We start from the raw sequence: 12,979 nt of genomic DNA on the forward strand, positions 1-12,979 counted from the left end.
GCGAAAGGGCCGGCACAGGCAATCGAGAACTCGATATTGCGCGCACTCCTTTCAATATTGTTGATGCTCCTCAGCGCCTGCAACCAGGGCCCGACTCTGGAGCGCCTGGGCGGCCCGACCATGGGCAGCAGCTACAGCATCCAGTACGTCCGCGAGCCCGGCGGCCCGGCCCCGGCCCAGGTCCAGGCAGCGGTCGAAAGCCTGCTCAACGACATCGATCAGCATTACTCGACCTACCGCGGCGACTCCACGGTCAGCCAGTTCAACCTGCTGCCCGCCAACCAGTGCATGGCCTTGCCGCCCGACATGCTCGAACTGGTCGCCTTCGGCCAGCACCTCGCAGAGCTGAGTGACGGCGCTTTCGACCTCACCGTCGAGCCGCTGCTCGACCTCTGGGGCTTCGGCCCGCAGGCCCGCCACGAACAGCTCCCCACCCCGCAGGCCCTGGCCCAGGCACGCCAGCGCGTCGGCTATCATCACCTGCGCGTCGACGGCCAGGCGCTGTGCAAGGACGCCCCGGTACAACTGGACTTCAACAGTATCGCTGCCGGCCATGCCGTCGACCTGATCGCCGAGCGCCTGCGCGCCATGGGCGTGGCCAGTTTCGTCGCCGAAGCCACCGGTGAGCTCAAGGCCGTGGGCCGCAAGCCCGATGGCAGCCCCTGGCGCATCGCCCTGGAACTGCCCCGCGAAGACCGCCAGATCGCCCGTCAGATCATTCCGGTCAATGGCCTGGGGGTATCGACCTCGGGTGACTATCGCCACTATTTCGAGGAGAATGGCCGGCGCTATTCACACACCTTCGATGCCCGCCAGGGGCGCCCGGTCGACCACGACCTGGCCGCGGTTACCGTGCTCGATGCCTCGACGCTGCAGGCTGATGGCTATTCGACCCTGCTGTTGATCCTGGGGCCGGAGCGCGGCTGGGATTTCGCCCTGGCCCATGATCTTGCTGCGGTTTTGGTGACTCGGGGCGAAGGTGGCTTCGTCTCCCGAGCGACCCCGGCATTCGAGCAGGCGGTGAAAGGCGATTGAAAGCGTTGGCAGGGATGATCGCCGCCAGGGATCGGTGAATGACATGTAGTGCAGGTAAAAATGGCCTACGACGCGACCAAGGGTTAATGTGCGCGGCGTTCACGCTTGATTAGACTGCACCCGAATTTTCTCATGACGCCCCGGCGGCATGATCGAGTCCCGCGGGTAACCGTAACCCCGGGCCAGTTCTGAAGGAGTACGCATGGCTGTCTACAACTACGACGTAGTGGTGCTGGGTTCCGGCCCGGCCGGTGAAGGCGCGGCAATGAACGCCGCCAAAGCGGGGCGCAAGGTGGCAATGGTCGACAGCCGCCGTCAGGTCGGCGGCAACTGCACCCACCTGGGCACCATCCCGTCCAAGGCGCTGCGTCACTCGGTGCGGCAGATCATGCAGTTCAACACCAACCCGATGTTCCGCGCCATCGGTGAGCCGCGCTGGTTCTCGTTCCCGGACGTGCTCAAGAGCGCCGAGAAGGTCATTGCCAAGCAGGTCGCTTCACGTACCGGCTACTACGCCCGTAACCGCGTAGACCTGTTCTTCGGCACGGGCAGCTTCGCCGACGAGCAGACCATCGAAGTGGTCTGCCCCAATGGCGTGGTCGAGAAGCTCAACGCCAAGCACATCATCATCGCCACCGGCTCGCGCCCGTACCGCCCGGCGGACATCGATTTCCACCACCCGCGCGTCTACGACAGCGACACCATCCTCAGCCTGAGCCACACCCCGCGCAAGCTGATCGTCTACGGTGCCGGGGTAATCGGTTGCGAATACGCCTCGATCTTCAGTGGCCTGGGCGTGCTGGTCGAGCTGGTCGACAACCGCGGCCAGCTGCTGAGCTTCCTGGATTCGGAAATTTCCCAGGCGCTGAGCTACCACTTCAGCAACAACAACATCACCGTACGCCACAACGAAGAGTACGAGCGTGTCGAGGGCCTGGACAATGGTGTGATCCTGCACTTGAAGTCGGGCAAGAAGATCAAGGCCGACGCCTTGCTGTGGTGCAACGGCCGTACCGGCAACACCGACAAGCTGGGCCTGGAAAACATCGGCATCAAGGTCAATAGCCGTGGCCAGATCGAGGTCGACGAGGCCTACCGCACCAGCGTGCCGAACGTCTATGGCGCCGGTGACGTGATCGGTTGGCCAAGCCTGGCCAGTGCTGCCCACGACCAGGGCCGTTCGGCTTCCGGCAGCATCGTCGACAACGGCAGCTGGCGCTTCGTCAACGACGTGCCGACCGGCATCTACACCATCCCGGAGATCAGCTCTATCGGCAAGAACGAGCAGGAGCTGACCCAGGCCAAGGTGCCATACGAAGTGGGCAAGGCGTTCTTCAAGGGCATGGCGCGCGCACAGATCGCCGGCGAGCCGCAAGGCATGCTGAAGATCCTGTTCCACCGCGAAACCCTGGAAATCCTCGGCGTGCACTGCTTCGGCTACCAGGCTTCGGAAATCGTTCACATCGGCCAGGCGATCATGAACCAGCCGGGTGAGCAGAACAATCTGAAGTACTTCGTCAACACCACGTTCAACTACCCGACCATGGCCGAAGCCTATCGGGTAGCTGCCTACGACGGCCTGAACCGGCTTTTTTGAGCGGCTCCGGCCGGTGGCCTGAGCCGGTCGGGGAGACCGATTTCAGCCCTACCCGAGGGTGGTCTTGGCCAAACCGGGAAAGTCTGTAATCAGGCTGTCCACGCCAAAATCAGCGAGCCGGCGCATCAGCGCCGGTTCGTTGACCGTCCACACCGACACATGCAGACCCTGGCCCTGGGCTTTGAGCAGGCGCTCGGGGGTGCATAGTGTCCAGTTCAAAGCCAGCAGTTCGCAGCCATAGTTCTGCGCGACCTTCAACGGGTCGAGCCAGGCGTACTCGGCAACCAGCCCGCGTTTCACATCCGGTACCAGTTCTTGGGCCGCGCCCAGCACTTCCCGTGAACTGGAGGTGATGGTCACCTTGTCCAGCAGGCCGTATTGCTGCGCCAGTTCGCGGATCGCCAGCACGGTGGTGGCGGCGCGGGTGCGCGAGGCACTCTTGACCTCCAGCTGCCAATGCTCGAATGGGCACTTCTCGAACAGCTCTTCGAGTTTCGGAATAGGGCAGGGCTGCACGTGGCCCGGGCCACCCTTGCGCGCATCGATCTTGATCAATTCGGCAGCCGGGTGCTCGACCACCTTGCCGCGTCGGCCGGTGGTGCGCTTGAGGGTGGGGTCGTGGATCACCATCAGCTCGTTGTCGGCCGACAGGTGCAGGTCCAGTTCGCAGCGGGTTACGCCGTGGGACAGGCACTGCTGAAAACTCTTCAGGGTATTTTCGGGGGCTTCGCCCTTGGCGCCGCGGTGGCCGTAGATCAGGGTCACGTTCGTTCCTTCAAATCAGGGGGATAGGGCTCAGGAGGCGGGGCCGTCTTGTTCCAGTTGCTGGCGCCGTTGCTGCTGTTGGCGCTGCAGGATGTAGCGGGCCAGCAGTTGCCGTTGGGCATCGGTCATGTCGGTGAATTCCGTGCCGACCTCGAAATCGCCGTCCGGGCGCGGGTCGCAGTGGGTGACCTTGCCGCGCAGCAGCAGGCCGTGGGCGCGTGGCATCAGCACCATCTTCACCTTCACCCGGGTGCCGGGGGCGATCTGCTGGGGTTGCGCGAACTCGATGCCACCTTCGGAAATGATTACCCGCTGGGGTTGGCCGATTTCACCGAGCAGGGTTTGCGCGACCACTGCGCTGAGCAGGTCGAGGCGCTTGTTCTGCGCCCGCAGGAACGCCGCCAGGGTGCGGTCCTTCTCGCTCAGCTGGCGCAGCAGGTGCTGCGACTCGAAGTCGGACAGGTGCAGCTCGCTGAGCAGGTTGAACAGCGGTGAATCATCCTGCAACAGTTCTGCCTCAAGGGCTTCGGCCGCACTGAGGGGGCTGATTTCCAGTGCGATCCGATCTTCGATGCGGTAGTATTCGCGGCGATCTTCTTCGTCTAATGTCGTCATGGCGAACCCATGGTTGCGGCGGTGGTCCGAGTGTAAAGCCGCCGTAGGCGCCTCGCCACAAGGACGTTCCCTTTCATCCGAACAAGCCCCGACATGTTCAGACCTCTTTTCGCATTCATCGGTACGCGTTACACCCGTGCCAAGCGCCGTAACCACTTCGTCTCGTTCATTTCCCTGACCTCGATGATCGGCCTCGCCCTGGGCGTGGTGGTGATGATCGTGGTGCTCTCGGTCATGAACGGTTTTGATCACGAGATGCGTACCCGCGTGTTGGGCATGATCCCCCACGCCACGCTGGAGAGCGGCCAGCCGATCAACGACTGGTCTGCCCTTGCCCAACAAGTAAAGCAGAATCCGCAGGTGCTGGCGGTTGCCCCGTACACGCAGATGCAGGGCCTGCTGACCCATGACGGCAAGGTGCAGAAGGTGTTGCTCAATGGCATCGACCCGGCGCGCGAGCGCGAGGTGTCGATCATCGACAACTTCATCCAGCAAGGCAGCCTCGACAAGCTGGCGCCCGGCGAGTGGGGCATCATGATCGGCGACAAGGCCGCAGCCAAGCTGGGCGTCGCCATCGGCGACAAGCTGACCTTCGTCGCCCCCGAGGTCAGCGTGACCCCGGCCGGCATGTTCCCGCGCATGAAGCGCTTCACCGTGGTCGGCACCTTCCACGTTGGCGCGGGCGAGATCGACGGTTACCTGGGCCTGACCAACATCACCGACCTGTCCCGCCTGCACCGCTGGAAGCCGGACCAGGTCCAGGGCCTGCGCCTGAAGTTCGACGACCTGTTCCAGGCGCCGCGGGTGGCCTGGAGCATCGCCCAGCAGCTGGGCGACCAGGAGTACTACAGCCGCGACTGGACCCGTACCCACGGCAACCTGTACCAGGCGATCCGCATGGAAAAGGCCATGATCGGCCTGCTGTTGCTGCTGATCGTCGCGGTGGCGGCGTTCAACATCATTTCCACTCTGGTGATGGTGGTCAACGACAAGCGCGGCGATATCGCCATCTTGCGGACCCTGGGCGCCACGCCGGGGCAGATCATGCTGATCTTCATGGTCCAGGGCACGGTGATCGGGGTGATCGGCACCCTGATCGGCGCCGTGGTCGGGATCGTCGCCGCGCTGAACGTGAGCGCGGTGATCGCCGGCATCGAGAAACTGATCGGGCACAAGTTCCTCAACGCCGACGTCTACTTCATCGATTACCTGCCGTCGCAGATCCAGTCCCAGGACGTGTACATGGTCTGCGGTGCGGCGCTGGTCCTGAGTTTCTTCGCCACCCTGTACCCGGCCTGGCGTGCGGCCCGCACCCAGCCTGCAGAGGCGCTACGTTATGAGTGAGTCGCGCATGAGTGATAAAGCCGTTCTGAGTTGCCGCAACCTGGGCAAGTCCTACGACGAGGGCCCGGAGTCGGTGCAGGTACTGTCCGGGCTCAACCTGGAGCTGCATGCCGGTGAGCGCGTGGCCATCGTCGGCAGCTCCGGCTCCGGCAAGAGTACCTTGCTCAACCTGCTCGGCGGCCTCGACCGGCCGACCCAGGGCAGCGTATGGCTGGCCGGGGAAGAACTGTCGGCCCTCGGCGAGCGTGCGCGCGGCCTGCTGCGCAACCGCGAGCTGGGCTTCGTCTACCAGTTCCACCACCTGTTGCCAGAGTTCACCGCCATGGAGAACGTGTGCATGCCGCTGCTGATCGGCCGCACCGCCATTCCGCAGGCCCGTGAGCGTGCCGAAGCGCTGCTCAAGCGGGTCGGCCTGGGTCATCGTCTGCACCATAAGCCGGCCGAACTGTCCGGTGGCGAGCGCCAGCGGGTGGCGATCGCCCGTGCCCTGGTAAACCGCCCGGGCCTGGTGATGCTCGACGAGCCGACCGGCAACCTCGACCACCACACCGCTCAGGGCATCCAGGAACTGATGCAGGAGTTGTCCAGTGCGTCGCGCACCGCCTTCCTGGTGGTGACCCACGACCTCAATCTGGCACGCCAGATGGACCGCGTACTGAAGCTCGACGACGGCCACCTGGTGGCGATCTGACCGAGTGCACGGGGTGGCGATGCCACCCCGTTTTCCCGTTTTAATTGGGTGTTTCCAACATGTTCAGACCCTTGCCCATCTTCATTGGCGCGCGCTACACCCGGGCCAAGCGCCGCAACCACTTCATCTCGTTCATTTCGATGACCTCGATGATCGGCCTGTCGCTGGGCGTGCTGGCGATGATCGTGGTGCTGTCGGTGATGAACGGCTTCCAGCGCGAAATGAGCTCGCGCATTCTCGGCCTGGTGCCGCATGCCTCGATCCTTGGCGTGCAGCCGCTGGACGACTGGCGCAAGGCGGCCGACGCTGCGTTGCAGAACCCGGCCGTGATGGCCGCGGCGCCGATCACCGAGATGGAAGGCATGCTTTCGTACAAGGGGGCGATGCAGCCGATCCAGGTCAGCGGCATCGACCCGGCCGAGGAAGACAAGGTCTCGATCGTCGGCCAGCATATTGTTCAGGGCCGCCTGCAGAACCTGCAGCCGGGCGAGTACGGCGTGGTCATCGGCGAACTGACCGCGCGGCGCTTCCGCCTCAACACTGGCGACAAGCTGACCCTGATCGTGCCGGAAATCAGCAAGGAACCCGGCGGTATCACCCCGCGCATGCAGCGCCTGACTGTGGTTGGCATCTTCAAGGTCGGTGCCGAGCTGGACGGCTCGCAGGCCTACATGCATGTGGCAGATGCCGGCGAAATGCAGCGCTGGGCACCTGGCCAGGTACAGGGTGTGCGCCTGAAGCTGCATGACCTGTACGCAGCACCGCAGGTGTCCAAGGCAATCGCTGCGGGCTTGGGCGATGGCTACCGCGCCGATGACTGGTCGCACACCCAAGGGAGCCTGTTCAGCGCGATGAAGATGGAAAAGACCATGATCGGCCTGTTGCTGCTGATGATCATTGCGGTGGCGGCATTCAACATCATCGCCACCCTGGTGATGGTGGTGAACGACAAGGGGCCGGACATCGCCATCCTCCGTACCCTGGGTGCCACGCCTGCGCAGATCATGGGTACGTTCATGGTTCAGGGCAGCCTGATCGGCATTGTCGGCACCTTGATCGGCGGGGTGCTCGGGGTGATTGCCGCGCTCAATGTCAGCCAGATCGTCGGCTGGCTGGAGCGGGTGAGCGGGCAGCACATCTTCACTTCCGATGTTTACTTCGTCAGCAGCTTGCCGTCCGAACTGCAGGGCGGGGATGTGCTGATGATCTGTGCTGCCGGGTTGGTGATGAGCTTCCTGGCGACCATCTATCCGGCGTATCGGGCATCGCAGGTTCAGCCGGCGATTGGCCTGGCGGTCTGAGCCATCCAGCCAGGGCCTCTTCGCGGGGCAAGCCCGCTCCTACAGGTAACGCATTTCCCTGTAGGAGCGGGCTTGCCCCGCGATGGGCTGCAAAGCAGCCCCCCGTTTCACCGGATTTCAGGCAGCTCGATCACGAACTTTGTCCAGCCGTCCCCGCATTGCGCCCGAATACTCCCGCCATGGGCCTGCACGATCGATCGGGTAATCGCCAACCCCAACCCGGCATGCTCACTACTCCCTTCCCGCCGCGCCGGGTCCACCCGGTAGAAACGATCAAACAGGCGCGGTAACGCCGCCGCTTCGATTGCCGTCCCGGTATTGGCCACGCAAATCCGCAAGCCCGGCTCCAGCGTCACCCGTATCTGCCCGCCCGGCGGCGTGAAGCGCAAGGCATTGTCGAGCAGGTTGGACAGCGCCCGTCGCAGCATATGCCGATCCCCCTGCAAGACCGCCTCGCCTTCGCGCAGCAACTGCACCTCATTGTCCTCGGCCAACGGCGCGTAATATTCCAGCAGCGCGTCCACGTCATCGTGCAAGGCCAGCGCCGCCTGCCCCGGCACCAGCAGGCCGTGGTCGGCCTTGGCGAGGAACAGCATGTCGTTGATCATCTGCGCCATCCACTGCAGTTCTTCGAGGTTGCCATGCAGTGCTTCGCGGTATTCCTCCAGGCTGCGCGGGCGGGTGAGGGTGACCTGGGTGTGGGTCAGCAGGTTGGACAGCGGCGTGCGCAGCTCGTGGGCGATGTCGGCGGAGAACGCCGACAGGCGCTGGAAGGCGTCGTCCAGGCGTTGCAGCATGGCGTTCACGGTGGTGGCCAGTTCCGCCAGCTCCTCGGGCATTTGCACCACCGGCAGACGGGTGGTCAGTGAGCGCGCCGACACGCTGTTGGCCACCTGGCCCATCTGGCGCAGTGGGCGCAGGCCGCTGCGCGCGGCCCAGGCACCCAGCAGCGCAGTGGCCAGGGCCGACAGCCCGACGGTGAGCCAGATCAGGCGCTGCATGCCTTGCAGGAAGTGCTGGTGATGGGTGATGTCGAGAAACAGTGTCAGTTGCGCAGCCGTCTGATCGTCCGCCGGCACTGCCAGGCTTCGATAATCGACGCCGTCTGCGTACAGGGTCGTCAGCCCGGACGTTGACGGTGTGTCTGGCAGGCCGTCGCGGCTGGCAAACCAGATCGCGCCGTCGCGGCCGTCGATGCGCAGCGCCAGGTCAGCCTGGTGGCTGAGCTCGTTGCGCAAGGCTGGCAAACGGCTCTGCAGATCGTCAGGGCCCTTCAGGCCGGCGAGCTGGCTGCGAAACAGGGACAGGCGCGATTCCAGCAGTTGCTGGTCCAGTTCGACGAAATGCTGCTCGCTGGCACGGTTGAACAGCAGCCCCGCACCCAGCGACACGGTGGCGGTACAGGCGGCAAACAGCAGTGCCAGACGCGTGCCGAGGGAAAGCCGGCGCATCAGTCCTGGCGCTCTTCGAGCACGTAGCCCATGCCGCGCACGGTATGGATCAGCTTGTTCGGGTGCGGGTCGTCGATCTTCAGGCGCAGGCGGCGTACCGCCACTTCGATCACGTTGGTGTCGCTGTCGAAGTTCATGTCCCACACTTGCGAGGCAATCAGCGACTTGGGCAGCACCTCGCCCTGGCGGCGCAGCAGCAGTTCGAGCAGGGCGAACTCCTTGGCGGTCAGGTCGATGCGTGTGCCGGCCCGTTCGGCGCGCCGGCGAATCAGGTCCAGGCGCAGGTCGGCCAGGATCAGGGTGGTGTCCTGGCTGGGGCTGGCGCCGCGGCGCAGCAGGCTGCGTACCCGGGCCAGCAGTTCGGAGAAGGCGAACGGCTTGACCAGGTAATCGTCGGCGCCCAGTTCCAGGCCGTGCACGCGGTCTTCGACGGCGTCGCGGGCGGTGAGGAACAGCACCGGGGTATCCAGCCCGGCAGTGCGCACGGCCTGCAGAATCTGCCAGCCATCACGCCCGGGCAGCATCACGTCCAGGATCAGCAAGTCGTGGTCGCCGGTCAGGGCCAGGTACTGGCCGGTCTCGCCGTCGGTAGCCAGTTCGGTGGCGAAGCCGGCTTCACTCAGGCCCTGGCTCAGGTACTGGCCGGTGCGGGCCTGGTCTTCGACGATCAGCAGTTTCATGAGGCTCCTACAGGGTCGGGTGATGGCTGAAATGATACGTGACGATGTGCCTGCTCGCCCAAGCTGACAAAGTTGTAATCTTCCCGTCAGCTAACCGCCAGCCGTGCCTTTCTAGAGTGGTCTCATCCCGCTGTGATCTTTGGAGTCATCATGAAACACCTGTTCATCGCCGCCGCTTTGGCCCTGGTCAGCCTGCCCACCCTGGCCGGCGAGGCGAAAACCTTCGCTTTCGGCGAGCCCGCCCCGGCAGTCAAGGCCACTCGCACTGTCGAGGTAGTGCTCAAGGACATCGCCTTCGAGCCCAAGAGCCTGCAGGTGAAAGCCGGTGAGACCGTGCGTTTCGTGCTGATCAACGAAGGCAAGTTGCCCCATGAGTTCAACCTCGGTGACAAGGCCATGCATGCTGAACACCAGAAGGAAATGATCGCCATGCAGGGCAAGATGTACAACGCTGCCATGCAGCATGAGGGCATGGACCATTCGCAGATGGGCCATGCCCCGATGACCCCTGGCCAGATGGACCACGGTGCCCATGGCCATGGCGGTGGCAACACCGTACTGGTGCAGCCTGGCCAGCGCGCCGAACTGACCTGGACCTTCCGCAAGTCGGCACCGATTGAATTCGCCTGCAACGTGCCGGGGCATTATCAGGCCGGTATGGTCGGGGAGCTGACCATCGAGTGACTGGCACTCCAAGGCGGGGTGCAAAACCGGTAGACTAGGGGCAATTTCGAACCTCCAGGTCAGTTTCCATGCATCCCGCCGCCGAACATTCTCCGCTGGGCAAGTCCAGCGAATACATCGCCACCTACACGCCTTCGTTGCTGTTCCCGATCCCGCGTACGGCCAAGTGGGCTGAGCTGGGCGTGACTGCCCAGACCTTGCCGTGGCAGGGCGTGGATTACTGGAACTGCTTCGAGCTGTCGTGGTTGCTGCCCTCGGGCAAACCGGTGGTGGCCATCGGTGAGTTCGCCATTCCGGCCGATTCGCCGAACATCATCGAGTCGAAGTCCTTCAAGCTCTACCTCAACTCGTTGAACCAGACCGTATTCGCCTCGATCGGCGAGCTGCAGGCGTGCCTGGAGAAGGACCTTTCGGCGGCCGCTGGCAAGCCAGTTGGCGTGCAGGTGCGCACCCTGGCGGAGGTGGAGGCGCAGGGCGTGGTTGCCTTGCCCGGGGAATGCATCGATGCGCTGGATGTGGCGATCGACAACTACGAGCAACCGCAACCTGAATTGCTGAGCTGCAACCCGGAGCGCATGGTCGAAGAGACGGTGCACAGCCACCTGCTCAAGTCCAATTGCCCGGTGACCGGCCAGCCAGACTGGGGCAGCGTGGTGGTGGAGTACAAGGGCAGGGCGCTGGACCATGCCAGCCTGCTGACCTACCTGATCAGCTTCCGCCAGCACGCCGACTTCCATGAGCAGTGCGTGGAGCGGATCTACCTGGACTTGAAGAACCTGCTGCAGCCTGAGCACCTGACCGTGTATGCGCGGTATGTGCGCCGCGGCGGGCTGGATATCAACCCATACCGCAGCACCGGGGCGATTAGCCCGGCGAACCTGCGACTGGTTCGCCAGTAAGTTCTATGTAGCTGGGGCCGCAAAGCGGCCCCGGTCGTTTCAGATACCCATGCTGTGCAGCGAGTTGGCAATGCTGCGCAGGGTGGCGGTCAAATCCGGGTGGTCGGCCTCGAAGCGTTCGATCGCCAGGTTCACCCCGTCGACCACGTTGTTGTCCGGCGTGGCTTCCTCGAGCTTCAACTGCGCTTCGATCTGCCTGGCTTCTTCGTGCAGGGCGGCCAGTTCTTCATCCGTAAGCGGTACGTTGCGGTCCAGTTGCTCGCGCAGGCTGTTCAAGCGCTCTTGCAATTCGCGGGCAGGCATTAGCTTTTCTCCATCAATGGCTTGGCAAGGCATGGACCTCAGCGAAGCGGCAAAGGTTCTCGCCTGTCTCCTAGCGTAATCCACTCGCTGGCGCTTTGCATGATCCGCATCAATGGTGCTGTGTCAGGGTTTTTCGCCCTTGCTGCAGCGCAGCGCGATGTCGGCAAGGCAGGTATCCAGTTCATCGAGGTGGTCGATTACCGAATGCACGCCCAGGCTGAACAGGGCCAGCGTGGCCTTGCCGCGGGCCAGATCCTGCTCTTGCTGGGTCATGGCCTGCCATTGCCTGGAGGAGAGGTCGCACGACGGGCTGCAGGCCGCCAGCCCCACTGTCCACAAGCCGGCGTTGAGGCCTGACTGCAAGAGCTTGGGCTCACCGCTGACCAGCACGCAACCTTCCAGGCGTTCGCTGTCCAGGCTCATCAAGGCCTGCCAGCAGGCATTCGGCGCCGGCCAGCGCACGCCGTTGACCGAGTGACCTGGCAACCAGTCTGGTAACACGGTGGCCAGGCGCCTGCTTTGCAAGCTGCTCAAGTCGTCCAGCCAGATGCACGGCACCTGCGCATGGCGCAGGCCAGCCAGCGTTTCGAGGGCGCCAGGGGCGGGCAGGGGGCTGCCGTCGGTGGCCTGGACCAGGCAGCCGCGCAGGCCGAACAGCACAGCGGTAATGGCGGGTGCAGCGAGCATGGTAACGTCCCTGAAATAATCCGCAGGCTATTCGACGATTGTTACCGTGCTGTGACGGGCAACAGTTGTTCACAATTTATTGAGCAAAAATGTGTAAAGCTGTTTATCAGCGTGCAAGGCTCTATACTGCCGCAGTACAGCAGCGCCCCGTTGCGCTTGCGGCCGAGAATTTCGATGGAGAAACATCTATGCGTAGGATCGGTGCCGGTGTGATCGAGCGAGTCACCCAGGCCTTTGTCTGCGCCAGCTTGCTGCTGGCGCCCATGGCAGCCACTCAGGCCGCCACCGAGGAAGATCCTTGGGAAGCGGTCAACCGACCGATTTTCCGTTTCAACGATACGATCGATACCTATGGCCTCAAGCCATTGGCCAAGGGCTACCAGTGGGTCACCCCGCAGTTCTTGCAGGATGGCATCCACAACATGTTCAACAACGTCGGGGATGTCACCAACCTGGCCAACGACGTGCTGCAATTCAAGCCCCATGCAGCGGGCGTGGATACCGCGCGGCTGATCGTCAATACCGTGTTCGGCCTTGGCGGCTTCTTTGACGTCGGCACCAAGATGGGCCTGCAGCGCAACGACGAAGACTTCGGCCAGACCCTCGGTCGCTGGGGCGTGCCCAGCGGCCCGTACGTCGTGATCCCGCTGCTCGGCCCGAGCACCGTGCGGGACGGCCTGGCCAAGTACCCCGACACCTATACCGAACCCTACCGCTACATCAACGATGTACCGGTGCGTAACTCGATCTTCGCCCTGAACGTGGTCGACACCCGGGCCAGCCTGTTGTCGGCCGAGAAGCTGATTCAGGGTGACAAATACATCTTCATCCGCAATGCCTATCTGCAGAACCGCGAGTTCAAGGTCAAGGATGGCGAAGTCGAAGACGACTTCTGATCCGTGCAGGCATGAAAACGGCGACCTTCGG

At 63.6% G+C, this 12,979-nt stretch carries 14 protein-coding genes; 8 read left to right on the plus strand and 6 right to left on the minus strand.

What is annotated here, in order from left to right:
* Positions 1-63 precede the first annotated feature (63 nt).
* On the plus strand, positions 64-1,035 hold the full coding sequence (locus BGP85_RS21930) for an FAD:protein FMN transferase (protein WP_103449828.1): 972 nt from the start codon (positions 64-66) through the stop codon (positions 1,033-1,035).
* Positions 1,036-1,237: 202 nt separating this feature from the next.
* Positions 1,238-2,632 carry a Si-specific NAD(P)(+) transhydrogenase gene (sthA, locus tag BGP85_RS21935; protein ID WP_103449829.1) on the plus strand — a complete coding sequence of 465 codons (1,395 nt, stop codon included), beginning with the start codon at positions 1,238-1,240 and terminating at the stop codon, positions 2,630-2,632.
* Between the two features lie 48 nt (positions 2,633-2,680).
* Here the strand turns inward: sthA and BGP85_RS21940 are convergent, their stop codons facing one another.
* Positions 2,681-3,397 carry a glycerophosphodiester phosphodiesterase gene (locus tag BGP85_RS21940; RefSeq protein WP_103449830.1) on the minus strand — a complete coding sequence of 239 codons (717 nt, stop codon included), beginning with the start codon at positions 3,395-3,397 and terminating at the stop codon, positions 2,681-2,683.
* A gap of 30 nt (positions 3,398-3,427) precedes the next feature.
* On the minus strand, positions 3,428-4,012 hold the full coding sequence (locus BGP85_RS21945; protein WP_103449831.1) for a PilZ domain-containing protein: 585 nt from the start codon (positions 4,010-4,012) through the stop codon (positions 3,428-3,430).
* A 93-nt stretch (positions 4,013-4,105) separates the two neighbouring features.
* Here BGP85_RS21945 and BGP85_RS21950 point away from each other — a divergent pair, with 93 nt between their 5' ends.
* From BGP85_RS21950 to BGP85_RS21960, 3 genes are read left to right on the plus strand one after another with little or no spacing between them, the layout of a single operon-like run.
* The gene (locus BGP85_RS21950) at positions 4,106-5,356 is read left to right on the plus strand and encodes a lipoprotein-releasing ABC transporter permease subunit (protein WP_103449832.1); all 1,251 of its coding nucleotides are present in this window, start codon (positions 4,106-4,108) and stop codon (positions 5,354-5,356) included.
* A 7-nt stretch (positions 5,357-5,363) separates the two neighbouring features.
* Entirely contained in the window at positions 5,364-6,047 is a 684-nt protein-coding gene (gene lolD, locus BGP85_RS21955) for a lipoprotein-releasing ABC transporter ATP-binding protein LolD (protein WP_181004551.1), read from the plus strand.
* Positions 6,048-6,106: 59 nt separating this feature from the next.
* On the plus strand, positions 6,107-7,348 hold the full coding sequence (locus tag BGP85_RS21960; RefSeq protein WP_103449834.1) for a lipoprotein-releasing ABC transporter permease subunit: 1,242 nt from the start codon (positions 6,107-6,109) through the stop codon (positions 7,346-7,348).
* A gap of 107 nt (positions 7,349-7,455) precedes the next feature.
* Here the strand turns inward: BGP85_RS21960 and BGP85_RS21965 are convergent, their stop codons facing one another.
* Both BGP85_RS21965 and cinR read right to left on the minus strand, forming a co-directional pair.
* On the minus strand, positions 7,456-8,799 hold the full coding sequence (locus BGP85_RS21965; RefSeq protein WP_181004552.1) for a heavy metal sensor histidine kinase: 1,344 nt from the start codon (positions 8,797-8,799) through the stop codon (positions 7,456-7,458).
* Entirely contained in the window at positions 8,799-9,479 is a 681-nt protein-coding gene (gene cinR / locus BGP85_RS21970) for a two-component system response regulator CinR (RefSeq protein WP_103449835.1), read from the minus strand. The genes BGP85_RS21965 and cinR overlap by 1 nt, the downstream gene beginning before the upstream one ends.
* A gap of 150 nt (positions 9,480-9,629) precedes the next feature.
* Here cinR and BGP85_RS21975 point away from each other — a divergent pair, with 150 nt between their 5' ends.
* Entirely contained in the window at positions 9,630-10,163 is a 534-nt protein-coding gene (locus tag BGP85_RS21975) for a cupredoxin domain-containing protein (protein WP_103449836.1), read from the plus strand.
* Positions 10,164-10,231: 68 nt separating this feature from the next.
* Entirely contained in the window at positions 10,232-11,062 is an 831-nt protein-coding gene (gene queF / locus BGP85_RS21980; RefSeq protein WP_103449837.1) for an NADPH-dependent 7-cyano-7-deazaguanine reductase QueF, read from the plus strand.
* A gap of 39 nt (positions 11,063-11,101) precedes the next feature.
* Here queF and BGP85_RS21985 read toward each other — a convergent pair whose 3' ends face one another.
* Together BGP85_RS21985 and BGP85_RS21990 are read right to left on the minus strand one after the other, a co-directional pair.
* Positions 11,102-11,365: a DUF4404 family protein gene (locus tag BGP85_RS21985; RefSeq protein WP_103449838.1), complete on the minus strand. Its 264-nt coding sequence runs from the start codon at positions 11,363-11,365 to the stop codon at positions 11,102-11,104.
* Between the two features lie 123 nt (positions 11,366-11,488).
* Positions 11,489-12,052 (minus strand): phosphonoacetaldehyde phosphonohydrolase-related protein, encoded by a 564-nt coding sequence (locus BGP85_RS21990; RefSeq protein ID WP_103449839.1) that lies wholly within the window; start codon positions 12,050-12,052, stop codon positions 11,489-11,491.
* 188 nt (positions 12,053-12,240) lie between these two features.
* On the opposite strand from BGP85_RS21990, the gene BGP85_RS21995 reads away from it, so the two are divergent.
* A complete protein-coding gene (locus BGP85_RS21995; protein WP_103449840.1) occupies positions 12,241-12,948 on the plus strand; it encodes an MlaA family lipoprotein in 708 nt (235 codons plus the stop codon).
* The last annotated feature ends 31 nt before the right edge of the window (positions 12,949-12,979 follow it).

Source organism: Pseudomonas putida (genome assembly GCF_002906855.1).
Taxonomy (GTDB): domain Bacteria; phylum Pseudomonadota; class Gammaproteobacteria; order Pseudomonadales; family Pseudomonadaceae; genus Aquipseudomonas; species Aquipseudomonas putida_N.